The following is a 24,233-nucleotide window of genomic DNA, read 5'->3' on the forward strand; positions in this document are numbered from 1 at the left end:
AGGCTCACTCCTACAGGGGACGGCGGTGTTCTTCAAATGGGGTCAGTCCCCGAATTCGCGCCGTTCGGCTTCGATGGCTTCGGCCAGTGCGCGGGCTTCGGCTTCTTCTTCGCTGAGCTCGGGCTCCGGCGGTTCGAGGGCGGCGACGGCGGCCAAGAGTTTCTCACGGGCTTCGGCAACACCCAGAACGTCGTCTTCAGCTTCGGCTTCAAGCTCGGCTTCTGGTTCAGCGTCAAGGGTCGGCTCGCTCAGCTCGGGCTCGCTGATCGATGTGTCAGCATCAGCCCCATCGCGCAGCAAATCATCGAAGTCGGTCTTGATCCCCTCCTCCATGCTGTCCAGCTCCAGCAGCAGGCTGTGGAAACTGGTTTCCTCTTTTTCTTCTTCCGGCTCGGCACTGGCGTCGGCCAGTTCCTGCAAACTTTGCGGCACCGGCGCGTCGTCGAAATCGAGGACTGGTTCGGCTTCCATCTCACGCAGTTCGGCCAGCGGCGGCAAGTCTTCGAGGTTTTTCAGGTTGAAATGATCGAGAAACGCCTTGGTGGTGGCGAACATCGCCGGTTTGCCCGGTACGTCGCGGTAGCCGACCACGCGGATCCACTCACGCTCGAGCAAGGTCTTGGTGATGTTGCTGTTGACCGCCACGCCCCGCACGTCTTCGATCTCGCCACGGGTAATCGGCTGGCGATAGGCGATCAGCGCGATGGTCTCGAGCAAGGCGCGGGAATAACGTTGCGGGCGCTCTTCCCAGAGTCGGCCGACCCACGGTGAGAACTTCTCGCGAATCTGCAAGCGGTAACCCGACGAGACTTCCTTGAGCTCAAAGGCGCGGCCCTCGCAGGACTTGCCCAGCAGGGTCAGGGCTTTTTTGAAGACTGCCGGCTCCGGCCGCTCGCCTTCTTCGAACAGTTCATACAGGCGCTCAAGCGATTGCGGTTTTCCCGAGGCCAACAGAAAGGCTTCAAGCAGGGGCGCCAGCTCGCGGGGTTCAGTCAGGTTCATACAAGGACTCGTTATTCGGCTCGGGCTCGCACGTGGATCGCGGCGAACGGCTCATTCTGCACCAGCTCGACCAAGGATTCCTTGACCAGTTCAAGGATCGCCATAAAGGTCACCACCACACCGAGGCGACCTTCTTCGGCGGTGAACAGCTCGACGAACGGCACGAAACCGCCGCCCTTGAGCCGCTCCAGCACATCGCTCATGCGCTCGCGGGTCGACAGCGCTTCGCGGCTGACCTGGTGACTTTCAAACATGTCGCCACGGCGCAGCACTTCGGCCATGCACATCAGAATTTCTTCCAGCGCCACGTCGGGCAACAGCTTGCGTGCTCGCGCTTGCGGGGCATCCAGCTTGGGCACGATCACATCGCGGCCGACCCGGCTCAGGCCATCGATGCCTTCGGCGGCAGCCTTGAAGCGTTCGTACTCCTGCAAACGGCGGATCAGCTCGGCACGCGGGTCGTCTTCTTCGTCTTCGACGGTTTCGGCGCGCGGCAGAAGCATGCGCGATTTGATCTCGGCGAGCATTGCCGCCATCACTAGATACTCGGCGGCCAGTTCCAGACGCACCGACTGCATCAGCTCGACATAACCCATGTACTGGCGGGTGATTTCCGCCACCGGGATGTCAAGAATGTTGATGTTCTGTTTGCGGATCAGGTACAGCAGCAGGTCGAGGGGGCCTTCGAAGGCCTCGAGAAAGACTTCCAGCGCATCCGGCGGAATGTACAGATCCAGCGGCATTTCCATGACTGCCTGGCCATAGACCATGGCAAACGGCAGTTCCTGCTGGGCGCCGGCCTGGGGATCGACGACGGTTTCCACCGCGGACATTCAGGCCTCGACCATGAACGGCGTCGGGTCGCCGCAACCGACGCGGACCACTTCCGGGTCGTCGCCGGTCAGGTCAATCACCGTGGACGCCTTGATGCCGCCGAAACCGCCGTCGATGATCAAATCGACCTGATGCTCGAGCAACTGGCGCATTTCGTACGGATCGCTGAGCGGGTCTTCATCGCCGGGCATGATCAGCGTCACGCTCATCAGCGGCTCGCCCAGTTCGGCCAGCAGCGCCAGCGCGATCGGGTGGCTCGGTACGCGCAAACCGATGGTGCGCTTTTTCGGGTGCAGCAACAGGCGCGGCACTTCGCGGGTGGCGTTGAGAATAAAGGTGTACGGGCCCGGCAGATGCGCCTTGAGAATACGGAACGTGCCGGTGTCGATCTTGGCGTAGTTGCCCAGTTGCGACAGGTCGCTGCAGATCAGCGCAAAGTTATGTTTCTCGTCGAGCTGACGCAAACGGCGCACGCGCTCGATGGCGGTCTTGTCGCCGATCTGGCAACCGATCGCATAGGAGGAGTCCGTGGGATAGATCACCACCCCGCCCTTGCGGATGATCTCAACCGCCTGTTTGATCAGGCGCGCTTGCGGGTTTTCCGGATGTATCTGGAAAAATTGACTCACATTCTCTACCTGTTCAGACGGCGGCAATAACTGGGTCATGTTTGAACCGACACCACAGGGGTGGAAGGTCCTCGGGAACCGGCCGGTACTGGCCGATCTCGGACCAGCCGCCAGGGCCATGGAAGTCACTGCCGGCGCTGACCAGCAGACCGAACTCACGGGCAAGGATCGCCAGGCTGCCCACCTGTTCCGCAGGCTGAAAGCCATTGACCACTTCAATGGCATGCCCGCCCGCTTGAATATAGTCGGCAATCAGCTTGCGGCGCTTGCTGCGGGTGAAATCGTAATGCCAAGGATGCGCCAGGCTGACCCAGGCACCGGCGGCGCGCAGCGTGCCGACGGTATCTTCCAGTGTCGGCCAGTGCAATTTGACGTCACCCAGCTTGCCGGCGCCGAGCCATTTGCGAAATGCCTCGGCGCGATCCTTTACAAAACCTTCACGCACCATCCAGTCGGCGAAATGCGGACGGGCCGGCGCGTTGCCGCTGTCGCCCAGTTCCTGCTGGATCTGCCGGGCGCCGTCGAGGGCACCGGGCATGCCCTTGAGGGCGAGTTTGCGGCTTATTTCTTCCGACCGCAGCCAGCGACCATCGTGCAATCTGGCGATCGCTTCGACCAACGGCGCGGCGTTGACGTCGAAACCGTAGCCCAGCACATGAATGGTCGCCCCGCCCCAGGTGCAGGACAACTCGACGCCGTTGATCAGTTGCATGCCCAGCTCAGTGGCGGCCGCGCGCGCTTCGGCGAGGCCTTCAAGGGTGTCATGGTCAGTCAACGCCAGGACTTGCACGCCGTTTTCGAACGCACGCGCAACCAGAACCGCAGGCGCCAGGGCGCCGTCGGAGGCCGTGCTGTGGCAGTGCAAATCAACATTCACGGGGAGTTGTAACCTCAAATCAGCTGGCGCTATCGCGCGCCCATATGTTTGTTATTATGCCGCCACATCCAGCTTCTGGCTCTCACTGTGAAACAATTCATCGATTTCATCCCGCTTCTGCTGTTTTTCATCGTTTACAAACTTGATCCACGGGTCGTCGATATCGCTGGCCAGCCAGTGACCGTAGGGGGTATCTACAGCGCCACGGCGATGCTGATCATCAGCTCCCTGGTGGTCTACGGCGCGCTGTTCATCAAGCAGCGCAAGCTGGAAAAGAGCCAGTGGCTGACCCTGATCGCCTGCCTGGTGTTCGGCAGCCTGACGCTGGCCTTCCACAGCGAGACCTTCCTTAAATGGAAGGCGCCGGTGGTCAACTGGCTATTCGCCGCGGCCTTCATCGGCAGCCACTTCATCGGTGACCGCCTGCTGATCAAACGCATCATGGGCCATGCGCTGACCCTGCCGGACCCGGTCTGGACCCGCCTGAACATCGCCTGGATCGGGTTTTTCCTGTTCTGCGGCGCCGCCAACCTGTTCGTCGCCTTCACCTTCCAGAGCATCTGGGTCGATTTCAAGGTGTTCGGCAGCCTGGGCATGACCGTGCTGTTCCTGGTCGCACAGGGCGTTTACCTGTCGCGTCACCTGCACGACGCCGATACCACAACACCAAAAACCGAGGACTGACATGCTCTACGCCATCATTGCCACCGACGTCGCCAACTCGCTCGAGGCCCGCCTCGCCGCGCGCCCGGCGCATCTGGAACGCCTGCAAGCGCTCAAGGGCGAAGGCCGCATCGTGCTCGCCGGCCCGCACCCGGCGGTCGACAGCAATGATCCGGGCGCAGCGGGTTTCACCGGCAGCCTGATCGTCGCCGAATTCGACTCGCTGAGCGCTGCGCAGGCCTGGGCGGACGCCGATCCGTACATCGCTGCCGGCGTCTACGCCAATGTCGTGGTCAAGCCGTTCAAGCAAGTCCTGCCTTAAGCCTGTCCCCACGCGATGAACCTTGTCGGTTCATCGCGTTCTCAATCGCTCATTATTCTCGTTTGCCTGCCGACAACCTGCCCAATATCCATTGCAAACAGGTGTCGCGATGCGCAAGGGGCCGTTGTGTCTGATGTGGGTCACGTTGTCGATCATGGCGCCCGCCCATGGTGAGGAAATCACTGATGGCGGCAGTTCCACGCCATTTTCGCTGAGTGCCGGCAGCCAGATCACCGAGTTGCAGCAGCGCCTCAAGGCCAGCGAGCAACAACGAGAAGAACTGAGCAAACAACTGCAAAATGCCGACAACACCCGTGAAAGCGCCCAGCTTGCCCGGTTGCGCCAGGAGAATCAGCGCCTGAAGCTGCAACTCAAGGAAGCGCAGGCCAGTCCCCGGCCGCGTCTGCTGACCGATCAGCAACAGTGGTTCGTCACGGGAGCCGGGGTAGCGCTATTGGCGCTGCTCTGCGGTATCTTTGCCAGTGGAGCAAGCCGAAAACGTCGGCAATGGCTAAATTGAGTGAGTCATGAGCGAGCTGTTATTGATTGATGATGACCAGGAGTTGTGTGAACTCCTGAGTAGCTGGTTGAGCCAGGAAGGCTTCCAGGTGCGCGCCTGCCACGATGGCCAGAGTGCCCGCAAGGCGCTGGCCGAAACCGCTCCGGCGGCGGTGGTGCTGGACGTGATGCTGCCCGACGGCAGCGGTCTGGAACTGCTCAAGCAATTGCGCAACGATCACGCCGATCTGCCAGTGCTGATGCTCTCGGCCCGCGGCGAGCCGCTGGACCGCATCCTCGGTCTGGAGCTGGGCGCCGACGATTATCTGGCCAAGCCTTGCGATCCGCGCGAACTGACCGCCCGCCTGCGCGCCGTGTTGCGCCGCAGCCACCCGGCTGCGGTGTCGACGCAGCTTGAACTTGGCGACCTGAGTTTCAGCCCGGTGCGCGGTGTGGTCAGCATCGATGAAAAAGAACAGACCCTCACCGTTTCTGAAAGCCGCTTGCTCGAAGCCTTGCTCAAGCAGCCTGGCGAGCCGCTGGACAAGCAGGAACTGGCGCAGATTGCCCTTGGGCGCAAGCTGACTCTGTATGACCGTAGCCTCGACATGCATGTCAGCAACTTGCGCAAGAAGATCGGGCCCCACCCGGACGGACGGCCGCGGATCGTTGCGTTGCGTAGTCGGGGTTATTACTACAGCCTTTGAGTCGGCGCAGTTTGCCTGTGCAGATGGCTGGCTATGGTGCGTTTTGAGTGCATATCCGTTGCTGCGGTAACGGCTCCTTATGGTTTCGCCCTTACGGCGAGTCCCTTTTTCAAACGCCAAAAAGGAACCAAAAGGCTTGCTCCTACGTACGGCCCTCGCAAGCTCGGGTCCCTTCGCTCCGGGATCGCTCCGGGCGCAGCGGCTACGGTTTGCTTCGCTGCACCTCCTTCCGCTGTGTACGACTTCGTCGTACGGTCGCTGCGCTCCCACGCCCGGATCAATCCCTCCACTCAGCCTTCCGATGTCGCCGGTTAGGCAAGATCAAGATCAAGGGCACTCGAGCTTGCGCTCATTGTTGAGTGGTTAGAAGCGCCGCATGGCTTGAAATTTTCGGTGGATTCGCCCCTCACCCCAGCCCTCTCCCCTTGGAGAGGGAGCCGATCTCTGTGCTTTTCAAAATGTGCGTTCGACTCGGTGTTGCACGTGGGCGTAGCTCTCGCGTCCACCCCGGTCAGTCCCCTCTCCCTCCGGCAGAGGGCTAGGGTGAGGGGCTTTTGACGTTGCTTTGATCTTCAAGCGCCCGGGGTATGTCAGCTCGATGACAAATCGTCTTTACCCAAGCTTTACGCTGTACTGACCGCCGCTGACCTTGATCTGCGTAATCTGCACTCATCCGGAACGTACCGGGAACGAGACAAGGAGATACACCATGCGCAAGACTCTTATCGCTCTGATGTTCGCTGCCGCTCTGCCAACCGTCGCCATGGCCATGCCACAGGATGGCGGCCCGCTGGGTGGCCCGCTCGACGGTCCGCGCCACGGTGGGCAGATGCACGGTGGCATGCACGGCAAGGGCCCGTACAGCCAGCTCGACCTGTCCCGCGAACAGCGCGAGCAGATCCGCAAGATCATGGGCGAGCAGATGCACGAGCGTAAGCAAGTGGTCGACAAGTACCTGGAGAAACTCTCGCCGGCGGACCAGAAAGCCATGAAGGACGAGATCGCGGCCAACCACAAGAAAGCCGAGTCCGATGTCCGCGCCTTGCTGAAACCGGAGCAACAGAAGCAGTTCGACGAGATCCAGAAAAAGCGCGCCGAACGCCGTGCCGAATGGGCTGAGTTCAAAGCGTGGAAAGCGCAGCAGGCGCAAAAGGCGCAATAATGGTTTGACCCTGGGCCCGACGGCTGACCCCGTCGGGCCTGTTTTCAACGATCCACATGCAGGAGCGAGCCTGCTCGCGATAGCGGTGTGTCAGACAAGCATGATTTGGCTGATAGACCGCTATCGCGAGCAGGCTCACTCCTACATTGGGTTTTGTGTGTTTTTTGAGGACTTTCTGTGCGTTCACTGTTCTGGCGTATTCTCGCGAGCTTCTGGCTGGCGATTGCTCTGGTCGCGGGGCTGTCGATTCTGCTCGGGCACATGCTCAACCAGGACGCGTGGATTCTCAGCCGCCATCCCGGCCTCAATACGCTGGCCAGTGAATGGACGCAAACCTACGAAGCCCAGGGCGAAGAAGCCGCGCAGGACATCCTCGAACAGCGCAAGCGCCAGTATCACATCGACGTTCAAGTACTCAATGAAACCGGCGACCCGGTCGTACGCGGCACCTTCCCGCGCCGTGCCGCCGCGTTCGAAGCGCGGCAGAACAACGACGACCGCCGCCTGCCGTGGCGGCGTCTGACCGATGAGATCACCAGTGAAAAAACCGGTGACACTTATCTGTTCATCTACCGCATACCGCACCCGGAACTCGACGCGTGGCACCGCGAAAGCCTGCTCTGGCCGCTGAGTGCGCTGGGCATCGCGCTGGTGGTACTGACCCTGTTCAGCCTGCTGGTGACTTTCTCGATCACCCGCCCCCTCAGCCGCTTGCGTGGCGCGGTGCATGATCTGGGGCAAACCACTTATCAGCAGAACAGCCTGGCCAAACTGGCCAACCGCCGCGATGAATTCGGCGTCCTCGCCACCGACTTCAACCGCATGGGCGCGCGCCTGCAAAGCCTGATCGGCAGTCAGCGTCAGTTGCTGCGCGATGTCTCCCACGAATTGCGCTCGCCACTGGCACGGCTGCGCATCGCCCTGGCATTGGCGGAACGGGCGAATCCGCAAGAACGGGAAAAACTCTGGCCACGGCTGACCCGCGAATGCGATCGGCTGGAAGCCTTGATCAGTGAAATTCTGGTATTGGCGCGGGTCGATGCCGACAACGCCAGCGCTGAAGAGGTGGACCTGAACACGCTGCTCGGCGCCTTGCAGAAGGATGCGCAACTGGGCTCGCCGGAGCAGACTGTGCGCCTGCAGGCCGAGCCGCAATTGAATCTCAGAGGCTGGCCGACCATGATCGAGCGTGCCGTCGATAACTTGCTGCGCAATGCCCAGCGCTTCAATCCGCCGGAGCAGCCGATTGAATTGCAGGCCTCGCGTCAGGGCGAGCGGATCGTCATCAGCGTGCGCGACCATGGCCCGGGCGTGCAGGCTGAGCATCTGAGTCAATTGGGTGAGCCGTTTTATCGGGCGCCGGGGCAGACGGCGGCAGGGCATGGGTTGGGCCTGGCGATTGCCAAGCGGGCGGCGGAGCGGCATGGCGGCTCGCTGGTGTTGGCGAATCATCCGCAGGGTGGGTTTGTGGCGAGTCTGGAATTGCCGTTAGTGCCTGGGATTAACGTCCAGCCCTGAACAAACTCTGTAGGAGTGAGCCTGCTCGCGATTGCGGTGTGTCAGTTGATAAAGAATTGACCGACACACTGCAATCGCGAGCAGGCTCACTCCTACATTTGATCGCGAATGTCAGGCGTTGCCGGGCCAGGCGCTGACGAACTCGCTCAGATCAACTTTCTCAGCCACACGCGGCTCTTTCTGCGGCGTACCGAGGTACAAGAACGCGATGACTTCTTCGCCTTCTGCCAGCCCCAAGCCTTTTGCCACATGACTGGAATACGCCAGATCCCCAGTCCGCCACACCGCACCAATCCCCTGCGCATACGCCGCCAGCAAAATCCCATGCGCAGCGCACCCGGCCGCGAGCAATTGCTCGGCCTTCGGGTATTTGACGTGCTCCTGCAATTTGGCGATCACCACCACCACCAGCGGTGCACGCAGCGGGCCGTTGCGGGCTTTGTCGATCATCGCTTCGGTGACTTCGCCTGCCTGCATTTGCGCAGCCTCGGCCAGCAACTCACCCATTTGCTCACGCGCGGCGCCTTCGACGGTCAGGAAACGATACGGCTGCAGATGCCCGTGATCCGGCGCGCGCAAGGCGGCGCCAAACAGGGCTTCGCGCTGCTCGGCAGTGGGGGCCGGTTCGACCAGTCGGGGAACGGAAACACGGTTGAGCAACGCGTCGAGAGCCTGCATCGGCCACCTCCTTTGAAAAATGTGCGGCTATTCTAGCTTTAACTGTGCAGCGCCTGCCGGTTTACATGCCCTGCCCCGCAGGTAGAATGGCGCCCTTCTTCCATCAGCCCGAGCGGATTTCATGGCGTTGCCGACCTTACGGACCATTGGTTTCATCATCGGCATTTTCCTGATTACCCTGGCTGTGGCCATGGTCGTGCCGATGGCTACCCTGGTGATTTTCGAGCGCACCAGCGACCTGCCGTCCTTCCTCTGGGCGAGCATGATCACCTTCGTCGCCGGCCTCGCACTGGTGATTCCCGGCCGTCCGGAACACGTTCATCTGCGTCCGCGAGACATGTATCTGCTGACCGTCAGCAGCTGGTTGGTGGTGTGCATTTTTGCCGCGCTGCCGTTTCTGCTGACCCAGCACATCAGCTACACCGACTCGTTTTTCGAAAGCATGTCGGGCATCACCGCCACCGGCTCTACCGTGCTCAACGGCCTCGACACCATGTCGCCGGGCATCCTGATGTGGCGCTCGATGCTGCACTGGATCGGCGGCATCGGCTTTATCGGCATGGCGGTGGCGATTCTGCCGCTGTTGCGCATCGGCGGCATGCGCCTGTTCCAGACCGAATCTTCAGACCGCTCGGAAAAGGTCATGCCGCGCTCGCACATGGTGGCGCGGCTGATCGTGGCTGCTTATGTCGGCATCACCATCCTCGGCAGCCTCGCATTCTGGTGGGCGGGGATGAGCCCGTTCGATGCGATCAACCACGCGATGTCGGCGATTTCCACCGGCGGTTTTTCCACATCCGACCAGTCGCTGGCGAAGTGGACCCAGCCGGCGGTGCATTGGGTAGCGGTCGTGGTGATGATCCTTGGCAGCCTGCCGTTCACCCTGTACGTGGCGACGTTGCGCGGCAATCGCAAGGCGCTGATCCGCGATCAACAAGTGCAGGGGCTGCTGGCGATGTTGCTGGTGACCTGGCTGGTCCTCGGCACCTGGTACTGGTGGACCACCAAGCTGCACTGGCTCGAAGCGCTGCGCCATGTGGCGCTGAACGTGACGTCGGTGGTCACCACCACCGGGTTCGCCCTTGGCGATTACAGCCTGTGGGGCAACTTTTCGCTGATGTTGTTTTTCTACCTGGGCTTTGTTGGCGGCTGTTCCGGCTCGACGGCGGGCGGGATCAAGATTTTCCGCTTTCAGGTCGCCTATATCCTGCTCAAGTCCAACCTCAATCAGTTGATTCACCCGCGAGCAGTGATCAAGCAGAAGTACAACGGTCATCGCCTCGACGAAGAGATCGTGCGCTCGATTCTGACTTTTTCGTTCTTTTTCGCCATCACCATCTGTGTGATCGCCTTGCTGCTGTCGTTGCTCGGCGTCGACTGGATGACTGCGCTGACCGGCGCGGCGAGCACCGTGTCCGGGGTAGGCCCCGGACTGGGCGAAACCATCGGCCCGGCCGGCAACTTCGCCACCCTGCCGGATGCGGCCAAGTGGATTCTGTCGGCCGGCATGCTGCTCGGCCGACTGGAGATCATTACGGTGTTTGTGCTGTGTATTCCGGCGTTTTGGCGTCACTGACCGCGGTCGGCGCTTGCAGCAACCGCGCCCGATAATCACCGGGCGTGGTGTCGAACCAGCGGCGGAAGGCGCGGAAGAAGTTGCTCGGGTCGGCGAAGCCCAGCAGGTAGGCGATTTCCAGCAAGGTCATGCTCGGTTGCGCCAGATACTGTTCGGCAAGTTCGCGGCGGGTGTCGTCGAGCAATTGCTGAAAACTGGTGCCCTCCTCCTGCAAGCGACGCTGCAAGGTGCGCTGCGACAGATGCAGTGTCTGCGCCACGGTGTCGCGCTTGGGCTCGCCCTGCGGCAGCAAGCGGCACAGCACTTGCCGCGCCTTGTGCGTCACGCGGCTCTCGGAAAACCGCGCCAGATATTCCCCGGCAAAACGATCATGCAACAGCGCCATCGCTTCGTTGGCGGTGGGCAGCGGCGCTTCCATGTCGGCGCGCTTGAAAATCAGCGCGTCGTACGGCGCCTCAAACACCAGCGGCGCGTGAAAGGCGTGTTTATACGGTTCGAGGTCGGCGGGTTGATCGCCCTGCAGCAGCACCTTGACCGGGTGCAGCGGGCGCCCGCTGAGCCAGCCGCACAGGGCCAATGCACAGGCCAGCGAGGCTTCGGCGCTTTGCCGGGTCGGCGGCAGATGATCGCCATGCACGGTCAGAATCAGCCCGTAACCTTCATCGAGCAAACGAAAACTCAGGTCGGCACTTTCGGCAATGATGCGCTGATAACGCACCAGCCGTTGAAAGCCTTCGGCCAGGGTATTGCTCGACATCAGCGCGTAACCGGCGACATGAAACGAGGCCGGTCGGACCACCTTGCCCATGTTCAGGCCGATCGCCGGGTTACCGGACAAGTCGACCGCGCGTTGCCAGAGCCGGGTCATGGAGTCCTGCGTGAAACGCGCATCCGGATCATCCAGCGCTGCGTAATCGAGCCCCAGTTGCTTGAACAGAACCCGGCAATCCAGGCCGTCCATCTCCAGCGCTTTGACAATCCCCATCGCCCAGCTTGCAGAAGTCGTTCGTTCGCTCATGGCGTTTTTCTTATACATGATGGGCCACATGTCACGGCCCGATTTGCGAAGGATACTAAAGTGGCGCCGATTGTCACTGGCCCACCCCCATGATCACTCTAGACTCAAATAAGCTACCCGCCGCACAACTCGTCGCCAGAACAATAACCACAGAGATCGCAGTCGTGGAAAACGTAAAGCAATTCAGCAGCTTCGCTGAGTTTTACCCGTATTACCTCAGCGAGCACAGCAACAGCACCTGCCGGCGCCTGCACTTCATCGGCACCAGCCTGGTGATTTTCATCCTCGCCCTGACCATCGCCAAAGGCGCGTGGCTGCTGTTGCTGGCCTTGCCGCTGGCCGGTTACAGCTTCGCTTGGGTCGGGCATTTCTTCTTTGAAAAGAATCGACCGGCGACTTTTCAGCATCCGCTGTACAGCCTGCTCGGTGACTTCGTCATGTACCGCGACATGATTCTGGGTCGCGTAGCGTTCTGAAGGAGCTCTGCCCGTGAATGCCACTGCCCGCTTTACCCACATGAAAGACGGCACCGAGGAAGACTGGGCGATCATCGCCGCCGACTTCAGCGCCTATGCCAGACAGCTGCCGGCGCGGATCGTCACGCACCTGAAATTGCTCGAAGGTGATTTCGGCGGGTTTCCGGTAGATCGTCTGACCCACTCGCTGCAAACCGCGACCCGTGCGTTTCGTGATGGCCGCGATGAGGAATATGTGGTCTGCGCGCTGCTGCACGACATCGGCGACACCCTCGGCTCGTACAACCACCCGGACATTGCCGCAGCGATTCTCAAGCCCTTCGTCAGCGCCGAAAATCTGTGGATGGTCGAGAAACACGGGGTGTTTCAGGGCTATTACTTCTTTCACCACCTGGGCATGGATCGGCACCTGCGCGAGCAGTTCAAGGAACACCCGCAGTTTCAGGCAACCGCCGAATTCTGCGCCAGGTACGATGCGGCGGCGTTCGATCCGATGTATGACACGCTGCCGTTGAGCTTTTTCGAGCCGATGATGGAGCGGCTGTTTGCGCAGCCGAAAAACTCGATCTACAAAGCGGCGATGGAGCAACACAGCCCAGCCTGATGGTGACTCGGGAACCGCTGCGCGGTTCATCGCGAGCAGGCTCACTCCTACAGGGGAACGCATTTCAAATTGTAGGAGTGAGCCTGCTCGCGATGAGGCCAGTGCGGCCAGCCGAGAACTACGCCAGTTCGGTGACCTTGGCCGCCCTGAGCTGCGCCTCGCGCGCCTGCGCATCCGCCAGCCGATACAGCTCGATCGTGCCGTCCCAATGCTCGATCAACGCCGTGCACGATTCCACCCAGTCGCCGCAGTTGAGGTAATCCACCTCGCCGACTTTGCGGATTTCGGCATGGTGGATGTGCCCGCAGACCACACCATGCAACTCGCGCTTGACGCATTCATGGGCGATGGCTTCTTCGAAGTCGCTGATGAAACTCACCGCGGTTTTGACCTTGTGTTTCAGGTACGCCGACAACGACCAGTAGCCATAGCCATAACGCGCCCGCCAATGGTTGAGCCAGCGATTGAGGGTCAGGGTGAACTCGTAGGCTGAGTCGCCGAGGAAGGCCAGCCAGCGGTGATAACGGGTGATCACATCGAACTGATCGCCATGGATCACCAGCAGATGGCGACCATCGGCGGTGACGTGCACCGCCTCGTCGACCAGCTGGATATTGCCCAGAATCAGTTTCGAATAGCGGCGCAGGAATTCGTCGTGGTTACCGGTGACGTAGATCACTTCGGTGCCGCGCTTGCTCATGGTCAGCAGGCGGCGGATCACGTTGGTGTGCGCCTGTGGCCAGTACATGCCGCCGCGCAGTTTCCAGCCGTCGATGATGTCGCCGACCAGGTAGATCTTGTCGGCGTGATAACCCTTGAGAAACTTCGACAAGTGTTCCGCCTGGCAATCGCGCGTGCCCAGGTGCACGTCGGAAATCCACAGGGTTCGCACCCGTTGCTTGCGGCTGGGTCTGGCGAGCTCGGCGCTGGTCATGGGCAACCCTCTGCGATGTTTTCGCCATCGTGCACCGGCCCGGTGAATCGACCATGACAAGCGCAAGTCAGTCCTGTGACAACGCAGCCTTGCGGCGTCGGTGTAGACTGGCGACCACTGCGGAGACTGCCTGCCATGCGACCGATCCTCACCCTGCGTCACTACACTCGCGACCTGATCGTGCACAGCCACGACCACGCGCAATTGGTATTCGGGCTGTCCGGTGCGCTGGATTTCGAGGTCGAAGGTTGTGGCAGCCAGGTGCGCCAGCAGAGTTTTGTGGTGATTCCGTCCGGCGCCCATCACGCCTGTGGCAGCCCCAGCGGCAGCCGGTGTCTGGTGCTGGACGTTCCTGACGGAGGATGGCTGACGGATTCGCTGGGTGAGCATGCCGACGCCAGTCGCCGCTTGCTCGATCAGCCGGGGCGGTTGTCGCTGGATGCGGGGCAAAGCCAGTTGGTCAGTTGGCTGGCAAACAGCCCGGTCGCCGATCCGTTGATTGCCCAGCAAGGCGCGGTGTTGCTGCTGGCCAGTCTGAATCACGCGCAACCTGCCGAACTCGCGGCTCGCCGCCTGCCCTATGCCGCGCTGGATGCGCACATCGAGCAATACGCTGCCTATCCGCTGCAAGTCGCCGATCTGGCGCGGGTCGCCGGGTTGTCCAGCGCACGGTTGCACGCACGCTTTATGGCCGAATGCGGGCAGACGCCGATGGACTACATTCGCAGTCGGCGCCTGCATCTGGCGGTGCAATGGTTGCGCGACACGCCGCTGCCGATCGGCGAAATCGCCTGCCGCGTCGGCTATGCCTCGCAGAGTGCGTTTTCTGCTGCGGTGCTGCGTGAGTTCGGCGCGTCTCCGCGTCAGTTGCGCCGCGATTCCTGCGACAAAAGTCGCTAGCCTGCCGACAGATTTGCCGGGTGATTCGCGGTTTAATACAGCGCTGAACGACCATCTGCGCACTGATCGTTCCCACGCTCTGCGTGGGAATGTAGCCCGTGACGCTCCGCGTCACTGGACGCAGAACGTCCCTGGAGGCATTCCCACGCGGAGCGTGGGAACGATCAAAGTCCCACGTCTTATGAAATAAAGGATTGCAATGACTCCGCGTACCGCCCTCGGCGCTCTGCACATCGGCGCTTTGATGTTTGGCCTGACCGGTGTGTTCGGCAAACTCGCTGCCGCCTCGCCGGCGGTGATCGTCTTTGGTCGCGCCGCGTTCGCCGTACTCGCCCTCGCCTTCTTTGCCCGCTTCGCCAGTCAGCACGGCTGGCAAAAACTCCAGGCCGTGGACTGGCGTCGCCTCGCGCTCAGCGGCGTATTGCTGGCCGGGCACTGGGTGAGTTTTTTCCTCTCGGTGAAAGTCGCCGGCGTGGCCATCGCGACGTTGGGCTTTGCCAGTTTCCCGGCCTTCACGGTGATTCTCGAAGGGCTGATCTTTCGCGAACGCATCCGCGCCAACGAGATGCTGCTGGTGCTGTTGGTCAGTGTTGGCCTGATTCTGGTCACCCCGGCTTTCGATCTAGGCAGCGGCGCGACCATCGGTCTGCTCTGGTCGGTGCTGTCGGGGCTGCTGTTTTCGCTGTTGTCGCTGACCAACCGCGCCAGCTCCGGGCGGATTCCCGCAGTGCAGGCGGCGTTGTGCCAAAACGTCGTGGTGGCGCTGTGTCTGTTGCCGGTCGCGGCGCCGCAACTGAGCGCAGTGCGCGCGCTGGACTGGTTGTGGATCGCCCTGCTCGGGGTGTTCTGCACCGGGGTCGCGCACAGTCTGTTCGTCGCCAGTCTGGCGGTGATCAAGGCGCGCACGGCGGCGGTGGTGTTCGCCATGGAGCCGGTCTACGGCATCACCATCGCCTGGCTGCTGTTCGACGAGAACCCGACGCCGAAAATGTTACTTGGCGGCGCACTGATCATTGTCGCCATCGTCGTCTCAGCGCGGATGTCCGGGCATGCCGAGAAGAAAGCGGTCGCCGCCGAGGCCGCCTCTCACTGAGTGCGGTCGTTGTGGCCGAGGTCGCGCTCCGGGTCGATTCGGTCACGAACCCTCTGTTTCAGCACCTTGGCCTCGGGAAAACCGCCGTCAGCCTTGCGTTCCCATATCTGCACGCCATCGCAACTGATGTGGAAGATTCCGCCGGTACCCGGCACCAGCGACACTTTGCCGAGGTCGTCGCCGAAGGTGCTGAGCAGTTCCTGCGCCAGCCACGCGGCGCGCAGCAGCCATTGGCATTGCGTGCAATAAGTGATGACAACTTCTGCTTTTGCGACAGTCATGTTCGCTGAAACTCCTGAGACAGAGGGCGCCGCTATAATAGCCGGCTTTATCGCTTGCCCCGAGACTCACAATGCGCCGTTTGCTGTTCTGCCTGCTGCTTGGTTTCCTGCCATTTTTCGTTCACGCCAGCGATGCGCCGCGACCGAAAATCGGTCTGGTGCTGTCCGGCGGCGCGGCGCGCGGGCTGGCGCACATCGGCGTGCTCAAGGCCTTGGAAGAACAAGGCATCAAGATCGATGCGATCGCCGGCACCAGCATGGGCGCCGTCGTGGGCGGCTTGTACGCCTCGGGCTACAAGGTCGATGAGCTGGAAAAACTCGCCCTGAGCATCGATTGGCAAGCCGCGCTGTCCGACGCACCACCGCGCGAAGACGTACCGTTCCGGCGCAAACAGGACGACCGTGACTTTCTGGTGAAACAAAAGCTCAGCTTCCGCGACGACGGCAGCCTCGGCCTGCCGCTGGGGGTAATTCAGGGCCAGAACCTGGCGCTGCTGCTGGAAAGCCTGCTGGCGCATACCAGTGATACCCGCGACTTCGACAAGCTGCCGATTCCCTTCCGCGCCGTCGCCACCGACATCGCCAACGGTGAAAAAGTGGTGTTTCGCAAAGGTCATTTGCCCCAGGTGATCCGCGCCAGCATGTCGATCCCGGCGGTGTTCGCCCCGGTCGAACTCGACGGCCGACTGCTGGTAGACGGCGGCATGACCGACAACATTCCTCTCGATGTCGCGCGGCAAATGGGTGTTGACGTAGCCATCGTGGTCGACATCGGTACGCCATTGCGCAATCGCAAGCAACTGGCCACGGTGGTCGACGTGTTGAATCAGTCGATCACCCTGATGACCCGCAGCAACTCCGAAGAACAACTGGCTGCGCTGAAATCTACGGACGTGCTGATCCAGCCGGCACTGGCCGCTTACGGCGTGACCGATTTCGGCAAGACGCAGGAGATGATCGACGCCGGTTATCGCGCGACTCGAATTCTCGACAAGCGCCTCGCCGTGCTCAAACCCACGCAATCCCAGGACGCCGAACTCAACGCCGCGCGCTCACCGGGCCAGCGCACGCCGATCATCACCGCGATCCGCGTCGAGAACGATTCGAAAGTCGACGACGATGTGATCCGCTATTACATCCGCCAACCCGTAGGCGAGCCGCTGGATCTGGGCCGTCTGCACTCGGACATGGGCACGCTGTACGGCCTCGACTATTTCGAACAGGTGCAATATCGCGTGGTGCACAAGGGCGCCGATCACACTCTGGTCATCAGTGCCCGCGGCAAACGCAGCGGTACCGATTATTTGCGCGTCGGCCTCAACCTGTCGGACGACATGCGCGGCGACAGTGCTTTCAACCTAGGCGCCAGCTACCGCGTCAATGGCATCAACCGCCTCGGCGCGGAATGGCTGACCCGCGCGCAGATCGGCGATAAACAGGAGCTGTACAGCGAGTTCTATCAACCGCTGGACGTTGGCTCGCGGTATTTCGTCGCGCCGTACGCGTCGTTCGAAGCGCAGAACGTCGACTCGGTGCTGGATAACGACCCGATCGCGCAATATCGCGTCGAGCGCTACGGTTTCGGCCTTAACTTCGGTCGCCAGATCGGCAACAACGGCGAAGTGCGCTTCGGCGTCGGCGAAGCCTGGGGCAAAGCCGATGTGCGCATTGGTGATCAGGATCTGCCGAGCGAGAACTTCAACGAAGGTTTCTATGCGCTGAAGTATTCCTACGATTCGCTGGATAACGTTTACTTCCCGCATGAGGGCAAGGACATCAGCCTGACCCTGGTGCAGTACGAGCCGGGGCTCGGTTCGGATACGCGTTATCGGCAGTGGGATTTCAAGGTCGACAAAGCCATGAGCCATGGGCCGGACACGCTGATCCTCGGCGGGCGCTACGGACGCACGCTCAACGACGCCAATGTGGTGACGTCGAGCTTTCTGCTTGGCGGTGCGCGGCAGTTGTCGGGTTTCCGTGAAGATGCGATTTCCGGGCAGAACATCAGCCTGATGCGCGCCGTGTTCTACCGTCGCCTGACGCCTCGCGCCTATCTGCCGCTGGACTTCCCACTGTACGCCGGCGCCTCGCTGGAACGCGGCCGGGCGTGGAACAACGACAATGAATTCGACAGCGGCTACATCAACGCCGCCAGCGTGTTCATCGGTTTTGATACGCCGCTGGGGCCGCTGAATTTCAGTTATGGCTTGAATGATGCGGATGAACAGGCTGTGTATTTGAATCTGGGGCAGACGTTCTAGTGGTTTGGTCTGACAATCCGCTATCGCGAGCAGGCTCACTCCTACAGGGGGATGCATTTCAAATGTAGGAGTGAGCCTGCTCGCGATGGCGGAGTCAGCCGCACCACACATAGTTCAGGATCAGCGAATCCCCGCCAACAACGTCCGCGCTGTTTGCTTCAATGGTTCATCGCCCTCTTTGAGCAATTCATTGAGCAGTGCGATTGCACTGTCGATGTCGCCGTCATCGATGCAGGTCTGCGCCTGTTCCAGCTTCTGCGAGGCGCCAGGTTCAGGCGCCTGCAGATCCAGCGGTTCGAGCACTATCGAAGGCTTGGGATCAGCGAACTCATTGAGAAAGTCGTCGTCCAGCGGCTGCGCCTCTGGCTCGGGAATCCACTCCAGTTCTGTATCTTCCCCGGTCGTCGGTTCGGGCAGTTCGAAATCCTGAGGCAGCACTTCCAGGCCGGCACCGAGGTCGGAGTTCTCGACTGACGGTGCCTGGCGGGTATCTTCGAGGTCCCAACTGGACTCCATCGACAATTCGCCCAGCTTCGGTTCGAAGTCATGCTCGGCCGGCGGTTGTGCGGCTAGCCCAGGCGCGGCCGCGACAGTCGACAATGCAGGCGCCAGCGGCGCGGTGCCGGCCAGTTTCGGATGGCGGGCGCGCGTTTCCCGTAACGGCTGCTCGTCCATGCCGCGTTCGCGCAGGTGATTTTCCTGCTGTTCATACGCGGCGCTGTCGCCCTGACGCCCGAGCACTTCGAGCAATTGCAGGCCGAGGTCGAGGCGTTCAGGCTCCTTGTGCAAGGCATCACGCAAAACCCCCGCCGCTTCGTTGAGCCGACCATAGGCGAGGTAGATGCCCACCGCTTCCATGACATCCCCGGCTGTCGGCTCTTCGCGGTTGTCGGCACTGACTTGGGTTGCGACAGGCTCGGCAGTGTCCATCGCGTCGGCCGGCGGCTCGGCAAGGGGTGCCATCTGCGGCAGCGGTTCGCCGTCTCGTAGCCGCTGTCGACGATGCTTGCGCACGAACAGCGCCGCCAAAGCGCCGAGCAACAGCACCAGAGCGCCGAGCAAGGGCCAGTTCAAACCGTCTTCGGCAGGCTCGACCGGTGTGACCACTGGTGCGGCAGTGGGCACGACAATAGCGGGTGGCGGGGCTTTTTGCAGCTCGGCCAACCGCGTCTGCAGGTCAGTGATCTGCTTCTTGCCGTCAGCAATCTGCACATCCTGCGCCTGCACCTTCGCGTTCAATGCGTCGACGGTTTTCTGCAACTGCTGGTTCAGCAACTCGCTGGCGGCCAATTGCTCCTGGGTGTCGTCGACCGGTGCGGGCGTTGCCGCAGGCGCTGTTTCACGCTTGCCCTGAGCGGCCTGCGCCGGGGTGACGGGCTCAACGGTGGGAAATGCCGAGGATTGTGCGCGGGGGTCCGGCTCATCGGTCGCCGGCACGATACCCGGCGTACCCGGTGGATCGATCAGCACGGTGTATTCACGCAGTAAACGCCCATTGGGCTGATTGAGCTGCACGAGGAAATTCAGAAAGGGTTCGTTGACCGGCTTGCTCGACGTTACCCGGATCATCTGGCGCTGGCCACGCAGGATCGGAATGAACTTGAGGTCATTGAGAAAGAACACTCGCTCGACCCCGGCCTGAGCGAATTCATCCGCGGTGGCCAGGCTGACCGCCAGATCGTTTTGCGTCAGCCCGCCGACATCCACCAGGGCAATGTCGGCCTTGAGCGGCTGATTGAGGGCTGAATGAACGGTGATGTCACCCAGCCCCAAGGCCATCGACCAGGCCGAATAACTGAATACGCCAGCGACCAGCAGCCATTTGGCGCCACTGCGCAGTACCACGTGCCGACTTGCGAGCATGAGCATCCCTTAAATAAGCAAAACCGACTTCTATGCGTTCGCACATCCGGTACGAACACGATATTGCCCAGTAGTTCTTATAGTCGGCTCAGCGCGATCTCTCCAAGAATCGGCAGGTGGATATGCCTCAAGACTTTTCCAGGTTGCCCAGAATGTGCGCGTGAACGCGCATGCACACCTTCAGATCCGCCTCGTCGACGCCATCGAACAACTCGCGTCGCAGTTGCGTGGCAATGGTTTCGATTTGTTCGATCAACGGCAAGGCCGGTGCACAGAGGACGATTTTTTTCGCCCGGCGGTCTTCCATCACCGATTGACGTTGCACCAGGCCCTGGGTTTCCAGACTATCGAGCAAGCGCGCCAGAGTCGGCCCCTCGACGCCGACGCTCTGCGCCAGCTCACGTTGGGTCGGCGCTTCTTCGAACCGTGCCAGGTGCAGCAGCACCAGCCAGCGCGCTTGGGACAGCCCCAGCCCGGCCAGTCGACGGTCAAGTTCGGCACGCCAGCCACGGGACATATGGGCCAGTTGCATGCCAAAGCGGTGTTGATCGGTTAACGGCATAAAACACTCACGGATAGACTGAAAATACGGAAAATCTAATTATTAGTCAGCTAAGCATGGGCGGCAGTCATAGGCAAGTGGCGGTCTGTACTGAATCGTTACAACTGCTCATAGATCAAAAGCCCCGATGGGGACGGCCTGATTACATCTCAAATTCAGACTGCAACGCCGCCCGCACGCAATAAAGCACACCTTCCGGCACCCGCCCGGCAAACAGCTCTGCCACCTCAGCGACCGACGGCAATTCGCCCTCCCCGTCAAGAAATGCGTCCTGCACCTCGCCCATCAGTTCTTCAGGCAAATCCAGCGCCTGTTCGAGCGAGAGCTGCTGCTTGCCGATCGCTTCGGCGAGCATCGTGTAGACGTTCTTCTCCGAGCACTGCAACTGCCCGGCAATCTGCAGCGGCGTCATGCCGGCGCGGGCCAGAGTGATCAGTTCGTGGCGTAAATCGGCGACCGGTTTCGGCGCTTCGGCCTCGCCGCCAAGCACTTCGAGGAAGGCATCGCCGTAGCGTTCCAGCTTGCGCGCGCCGACGCCGCTGACCCGGGCCATTTCCGCTAGCGAGGTCGGCTGGCTGCGGAGCATTTCCAGCAAGGTCGAATCGGGGAAGATGACGTACGGCGGCACGCCATGTTCTTCGGCGAGTTTGCGTCGCAGTGCGCGCAGGGCTTCCCACTGTTCGCGCTCTTCGCCACGCACCAGTTGGCTGGCCGGGCTCTTGCTGGCGGTTTTGGCGGTGGCTTGCGGTTTGAGATCGCGACGCAGCTCCAGGGTCACTTCGCCCTTGAGCAACGGCCGGCAACTGTCGTTCAAGCGCAGGCCGCCATAACCTTCATGATCGACATCTGCCAGACCGCGCGCCACTAACTGGCGGTACAGCGAGCGCCAATCGCTCTCGCTCAGGGCCTTGCCGACGCCGTACACCGACAGATGCTGGTGCCCGAAGCTGCGGACTTTCTCGTTGTCCTTGCCCAACAGCACATCGACCAGATGCCCGACGCCGTAGCGCTGACCAGTGCGGAAAATTGCCGACAACGCCTGACGCGCCGGCTCGGTGGCGTCCCAGGTCTGCACACCATCGACGCAGTTGTCGCAATGGCCGCACGGCTCGGGCATGTCTTCGTCGAAGTAGGCCAGCAGGGTCTGACGGCGGCAGCGGGTTTCTTCGCACAGCGAGAGCATGGCGTCGAGCTTGTGCTGCTCCAGACGCTTGTGGCGCTCGTCGCCTTCGGAGTTCTGCAGCAGTTGTTTGAGCATCACCACGTCTTGCAGACCGTAGGCCATCCACGCATCCGCCGGCAGACCGTCACGGCCGCCGCGACCGGTTTCCTGGTAATAGGCCTCAAGGGATTTCGGCAGGTCGAGGTGCGCAACGAAACGCACGTTGGGCTTGTCGATGCCCATGCCGAACGCCACCGTGGCAACCATGATCAGGCCTTCCTCGTTGAGGAAGCGCTTCTGGTGATAGGCGCGCAGATCATTGGGCAGACCGGCGTGATACGGCAGCGCCGGGAAGCCTTGCTCACTGAGGAACGCAGCAACTTCCTCGACTTTCTTGCGTGACAGGCAATAGACGATGCCCGCATCGCTGCGCCGTTCGGCAAGGAACGCCAGCAACTGCTTGCGCGGCTGCTCCTTGGGCACGATGCGGTAGAAAATGTTCGGGCGGTCGAAGCTCGACAGAAAGCGCTCGGCGTTCTGCAGGTGCAGGCGATCGACAATCTCTTCGCGGGTGCGCTTGTCGGCGGTGGCCGTGAGGGCGATGCGCGGAACGTTAGGGAACAGCTCCGCCAATTGGCCGAGTTGCAGGTATTCGCGGCGGAAATCGTGGCCCCACTGCGACACGCAATGCGCTTCGTCGATGGCGAACAGGGCAATTTCCAGGCTTTGCAGGAACGCCAGCATGCGCGGCTGGACCAGACGCTCGGGCGCCAGATAAAGCATCTTCACTTCGCCGCGTTTGATCCGCGCCGCAAGATCGCGTTGCTGCTCGGCACTCAGGGTCGAGTTCAGCGCAGCGGCCGCCACACCCAGCTCTTCGAGGGTGGCAACCTGATCGTCCATCAACGCGATCAGCGGCGACACCACCACCGCCAGGCCGTCGCGCAGCAGCGCCGGGACCTGGAAGCACAGGGACTTGCCGCCACCGGTAGGCATCAGCACCAGCGCATCACCGCCGCTGGCCACACGCTCAATGATTGCACCCTGACGGCCACGGAAACTGTCGTAGCCGAAGATGTCCTTGAGGACGCGTTGAGCCTGTTCGAGCATAAAAACTCCAAAAATCTACCGGTACATCCCTGCTCAGGCTGGTTCAGAACAGCCGCGACTGCTTAAACAAAAGGTAAGCAACCGTTGCATGACCAGCACGATGCGGGCAGGGAGCGCAAAACGCGGCAGTATACCCGAGGCCTCTCCTGCGCAGGGTGCCGCTGATAAGACACTGCCCATTCAGCCATACATGGATCCTGTAGGAGTGAGCCTGCTCGCGATGACGGCGGCACATCCGGCAATAATGTGACTGATACACCGCTATCGCGAACAGGCTCACTCCTACAGGGTTTTGTTTAACTGGCGGCAAATCTGCCAGGCGGCTGGCTTGAGCGCGCAAGAAGGCCTAGAATTCCCGCATTGTTTATTCCCAAGGTAGCCCCGTAATGTCCTTCGCTGAGCAACTGACCCGCCTGCAAGTCTTCCTCGACGCCGACGAGCTGCACGACGAGGCGCTGGATTATGTGGCCGCCCACGGTTACCTGACCGCGCTGTCGATCTGCTCCGAAGACGTGCCGGAGCGTGAATGGATCGACGCCCTGTTCGCTGAAGAGCCGCACTACAGCAGCGAAGCCCAGCGCGAAGAAATCGAAGCCACGCTGATCGGCCTCAAGGCCCACATCGCCCGTCAACTGGCGTCCGATGAAGAATTCGAACTGCCTTGCGAACTGGACCTGGGCGACGACCCGGACGATTCCGAACTGCGCGGCTGGTGCATCGGTTTCATGGAAGGCGTATTCCTGCGTGAAGCCGCCTGGTTCGAAACCGCCGAGGAAGAAGTCAGCGAAATGCTTCTGCCGATCATGGTTGGTTCCGGCCTGTTCGACGAACAGCCCGAGTTCGAAGACATCGCCAAGGACGCCAACCTGATGGACGACATGATCGTGCAGATCCCGGAAGCCCTGACCGCGCTGTATCTGCTGTGCCAAGCGCCTGACGAAAAACCGGCGATCCTCAAGCCACGTCACCACTAAGACCCGGCCTATGGACAACCCCATAGGCAACCGCTCCCTGATGTTGCGCTACACCCTGCTGGCCGTCGGCTGGCTCAGCGTGACATTGGGGGTGATCGGCATCTTCCTGCCGGTCCTGCCCACCACGCCCTTCCTCCTGCTCGCCGCTGCATGCTTCGCGCGCAGCTCCCCACGTTTCTATCAATGGCTGGTCGAACACCCACGGCTCGGGCCATGGATCCGCGATTATCTCGATGGCAACGGCATTCCGCTCAAGGCCAAGGTCTACGCGATCGGGCTGATGTGGGCGAGCATTCTGTTTTCGTGCTACCTGGTGCCGCTGGTGTGGGCACGCGGGTTCATGCTGACCAGTGCGGTGCTGGTGACGGTTTATATTTTGCGGCAGAAAACCCTGCGCAAGCGCTGAGGCGTCCTTAAGAGCAGCCTCCACCATTCGTCGGGAACAGCCTGCCACCTGTAAGATCTGACAGTAGCCGATGAACAATGAATGAGCATAAAACGGAAGCACCCGTTTCCATGCTCAGGCGGC

25 protein-coding genes are annotated in these 24,233 nt (G+C 61.3%); 14 read left to right on the forward strand and 11 right to left on the reverse strand.

Going from position 1 to position 24,233, the window contains the following annotated elements; translation table 11 throughout:
- Positions 1-42 precede the first annotated feature (42 nt).
- The 4 genes from scpB to J3P93_RS20075 all read right to left on the reverse strand — a co-directional run bounded on the left by scpB (position 43) and on the right by J3P93_RS20075 (position 3,342).
- A complete protein-coding gene (gene scpB, locus J3P93_RS20060) occupies positions 43-1,002 on the reverse strand; it encodes an SMC-Scp complex subunit ScpB (RefSeq protein ID WP_434591103.1) in 960 nt (319 codons plus the stop codon).
- Positions 1,003-1,013: 11 nt separating this feature from the next.
- Positions 1,014-1,712 carry a segregation and condensation protein A gene (locus tag J3P93_RS20065; RefSeq protein WP_170947221.1) on the reverse strand — a complete coding sequence of 233 codons (699 nt, stop codon included), beginning with the start codon at positions 1,710-1,712 and terminating at the stop codon, positions 1,014-1,016.
- Positions 1,713-1,835: 123 nt separating this feature from the next.
- Positions 1,836-2,465, reverse strand: coding sequence for an L-threonylcarbamoyladenylate synthase (locus J3P93_RS20070; protein ID WP_016771124.1), 630 nt, complete (start codon positions 2,463-2,465; stop codon positions 1,836-1,838).
- A gap of 13 nt (positions 2,466-2,478) precedes the next feature.
- Entirely contained in the window at positions 2,479-3,342 is an 864-nt protein-coding gene (locus J3P93_RS20075) for a PHP domain-containing protein (RefSeq protein ID WP_434591107.1), read from the reverse strand.
- Positions 3,343-3,429: 87 nt separating this feature from the next.
- Here J3P93_RS20075 and J3P93_RS20080 point away from each other — a divergent pair, with 87 nt between their 5' ends.
- The 6 genes from J3P93_RS20080 to J3P93_RS20105 all read left to right on the forward strand — a co-directional run bounded on the left by J3P93_RS20080 (position 3,430) and on the right by J3P93_RS20105 (position 8,212).
- Positions 3,430-4,026, forward strand: coding sequence for a septation protein A (locus J3P93_RS20080; protein ID WP_434591109.1), 597 nt, complete (start codon positions 3,430-3,432; stop codon positions 4,024-4,026).
- A gap of 1 nt (position 4,027) precedes the next feature.
- The gene (locus tag J3P93_RS20085) at positions 4,028-4,327 is read left to right on the forward strand and encodes a YciI family protein (protein ID WP_007919677.1); all 300 of its coding nucleotides are present in this window, start codon (positions 4,028-4,030) and stop codon (positions 4,325-4,327) included.
- A 109-nt stretch (positions 4,328-4,436) separates the two neighbouring features.
- Positions 4,437-4,847 carry a translation initiation factor 2 gene (locus tag J3P93_RS20090; RefSeq protein ID WP_434591111.1) on the forward strand — a complete coding sequence of 137 codons (411 nt, stop codon included), beginning with the start codon at positions 4,437-4,439 and terminating at the stop codon, positions 4,845-4,847.
- A 7-nt stretch (positions 4,848-4,854) separates the two neighbouring features.
- Entirely contained in the window at positions 4,855-5,532 is a 678-nt protein-coding gene (locus J3P93_RS20095; protein WP_208938276.1) for a response regulator transcription factor, read from the forward strand.
- A 709-nt stretch (positions 5,533-6,241) separates the two neighbouring features.
- The gene (locus J3P93_RS20100) at positions 6,242-6,694 is read left to right on the forward strand and encodes a Spy/CpxP family protein refolding chaperone (protein ID WP_203421178.1); all 453 of its coding nucleotides are present in this window, start codon (positions 6,242-6,244) and stop codon (positions 6,692-6,694) included.
- Between the two features lie 177 nt (positions 6,695-6,871).
- Positions 6,872-8,212 (forward strand): ATP-binding protein, encoded by a 1,341-nt coding sequence (locus J3P93_RS20105; RefSeq protein WP_434591116.1) that lies wholly within the window; start codon positions 6,872-6,874, stop codon positions 8,210-8,212.
- 111 nt (positions 8,213-8,323) lie between these two features.
- Here the strand turns inward: J3P93_RS20105 and J3P93_RS20110 are convergent, their stop codons facing one another.
- Positions 8,324-8,890: a nitroreductase family protein gene (locus J3P93_RS20110; protein WP_203421176.1), complete on the reverse strand. Its 567-nt coding sequence runs from the start codon at positions 8,888-8,890 to the stop codon at positions 8,324-8,326.
- Positions 8,891-9,011: 121 nt separating this feature from the next.
- On the opposite strand from J3P93_RS20110, the gene J3P93_RS20115 reads away from it, so the two are divergent.
- Positions 9,012-10,466 (forward strand): TrkH family potassium uptake protein, encoded by a 1,455-nt coding sequence (locus J3P93_RS20115; RefSeq protein WP_090282303.1) that lies wholly within the window; start codon positions 9,012-9,014, stop codon positions 10,464-10,466.
- Here the strand turns inward: J3P93_RS20115 and J3P93_RS20120 are convergent.
- Positions 10,423-11,484 (reverse strand): AraC family transcriptional regulator, encoded by a 1,062-nt coding sequence (locus J3P93_RS20120; RefSeq protein ID WP_434591120.1) that lies wholly within the window; start codon positions 11,482-11,484, stop codon positions 10,423-10,425. The genes J3P93_RS20115 and J3P93_RS20120 overlap by 44 nt on opposite strands.
- Before the next feature lie 164 nt (positions 11,485-11,648).
- Between J3P93_RS20120 and J3P93_RS20125 the strand changes: the two genes are divergently transcribed.
- Positions 11,649-11,960, forward strand: a complete 312-nt coding sequence (locus tag J3P93_RS20125; protein ID WP_434591123.1) for an Mpo1-like protein — start codon at positions 11,649-11,651, stop codon at positions 11,958-11,960.
- Positions 11,961-11,973: 13 nt separating this feature from the next.
- Positions 11,974-12,564 carry an HD domain-containing protein gene (locus J3P93_RS20130; RefSeq protein ID WP_434591126.1) on the forward strand — a complete coding sequence of 197 codons (591 nt, stop codon included), beginning with the start codon at positions 11,974-11,976 and terminating at the stop codon, positions 12,562-12,564.
- Between the two features lie 118 nt (positions 12,565-12,682).
- Here J3P93_RS20130 and J3P93_RS20135 read toward each other — a convergent pair whose 3' ends face one another.
- Complete coding sequence (locus J3P93_RS20135; RefSeq protein ID WP_090282299.1) at positions 12,683-13,498, reverse strand: UDP-2,3-diacylglucosamine diphosphatase; 816 nt, start codon at positions 13,496-13,498, stop codon at positions 12,683-12,685.
- Positions 13,499-13,633: 135 nt separating this feature from the next.
- Between J3P93_RS20135 and J3P93_RS20140 the strand changes: the two genes are divergently transcribed.
- Both J3P93_RS20140 and J3P93_RS20145 read left to right on the forward strand, forming a co-directional pair.
- Entirely contained in the window at positions 13,634-14,398 is a 765-nt protein-coding gene (locus J3P93_RS20140) for an AraC family transcriptional regulator (protein WP_434591128.1), read from the forward strand.
- Between the two features lie 199 nt (positions 14,399-14,597).
- Positions 14,598-15,491 carry a DMT family transporter gene (locus J3P93_RS20145; protein WP_434591130.1) on the forward strand — a complete coding sequence of 298 codons (894 nt, stop codon included), beginning with the start codon at positions 14,598-14,600 and terminating at the stop codon, positions 15,489-15,491.
- On the opposite strand, the gene J3P93_RS20150 is transcribed toward J3P93_RS20145, so the two are convergent.
- Entirely contained in the window at positions 15,485-15,772 is a 288-nt protein-coding gene (locus tag J3P93_RS20150; protein ID WP_090282296.1) for a SelT/SelW/SelH family protein, read from the reverse strand. The two genes, J3P93_RS20145 and J3P93_RS20150, sit on opposite strands and share 7 nt — an antisense overlap.
- Positions 15,773-15,843: 71 nt before the next feature.
- On the opposite strand from J3P93_RS20150, the gene J3P93_RS20155 reads away from it, so the two are divergent.
- Complete coding sequence (locus J3P93_RS20155; RefSeq protein WP_434591134.1) at positions 15,844-18,033, forward strand: patatin-like phospholipase family protein; 2,190 nt, start codon at positions 15,844-15,846, stop codon at positions 18,031-18,033.
- Between the two features lie 120 nt (positions 18,034-18,153).
- Here the strand turns inward: J3P93_RS20155 and J3P93_RS20160 are convergent, their stop codons facing one another.
- The 3 genes from J3P93_RS20160 to recQ all read right to left on the reverse strand — a co-directional run bounded on the left by J3P93_RS20160 (position 18,154) and on the right by recQ (position 22,730).
- A complete protein-coding gene (locus tag J3P93_RS20160; RefSeq protein WP_434591137.1) occupies positions 18,154-19,896 on the reverse strand; it encodes a FimV/HubP family polar landmark protein in 1,743 nt (580 codons plus the stop codon).
- Between the two features lie 127 nt (positions 19,897-20,023).
- Complete coding sequence (locus tag J3P93_RS20165) at positions 20,024-20,458, reverse strand: MarR family transcriptional regulator (protein ID WP_090282294.1); 435 nt, start codon at positions 20,456-20,458, stop codon at positions 20,024-20,026.
- A 142-nt stretch (positions 20,459-20,600) separates the two neighbouring features.
- Complete coding sequence (gene recQ / locus J3P93_RS20170) at positions 20,601-22,730, reverse strand: DNA helicase RecQ (protein ID WP_434591140.1); 2,130 nt, start codon at positions 22,728-22,730, stop codon at positions 20,601-20,603.
- A gap of 386 nt (positions 22,731-23,116) precedes the next feature.
- Here recQ and J3P93_RS20175 point away from each other — a divergent pair, with 386 nt between their 5' ends.
- Together J3P93_RS20175 and J3P93_RS20180 are read left to right on the forward strand one after the other, a co-directional pair.
- The gene (locus tag J3P93_RS20175) at positions 23,117-23,704 is read left to right on the forward strand and encodes a UPF0149 family protein (protein WP_434591143.1); all 588 of its coding nucleotides are present in this window, start codon (positions 23,117-23,119) and stop codon (positions 23,702-23,704) included.
- Positions 23,705-23,714: 10 nt separating this feature from the next.
- On the forward strand, positions 23,715-24,110 hold the full coding sequence (locus J3P93_RS20180; RefSeq protein ID WP_434591146.1) for a YbaN family protein: 396 nt from the start codon (positions 23,715-23,717) through the stop codon (positions 24,108-24,110).
- The last annotated feature ends 123 nt before the right edge of the window (positions 24,111-24,233 follow it).

It is taken from the genome of Pseudomonas sp. R3-57 (assembly GCF_051132065.1).
Classification (GTDB): domain Bacteria; phylum Pseudomonadota; class Gammaproteobacteria; order Pseudomonadales; family Pseudomonadaceae; genus Aquipseudomonas.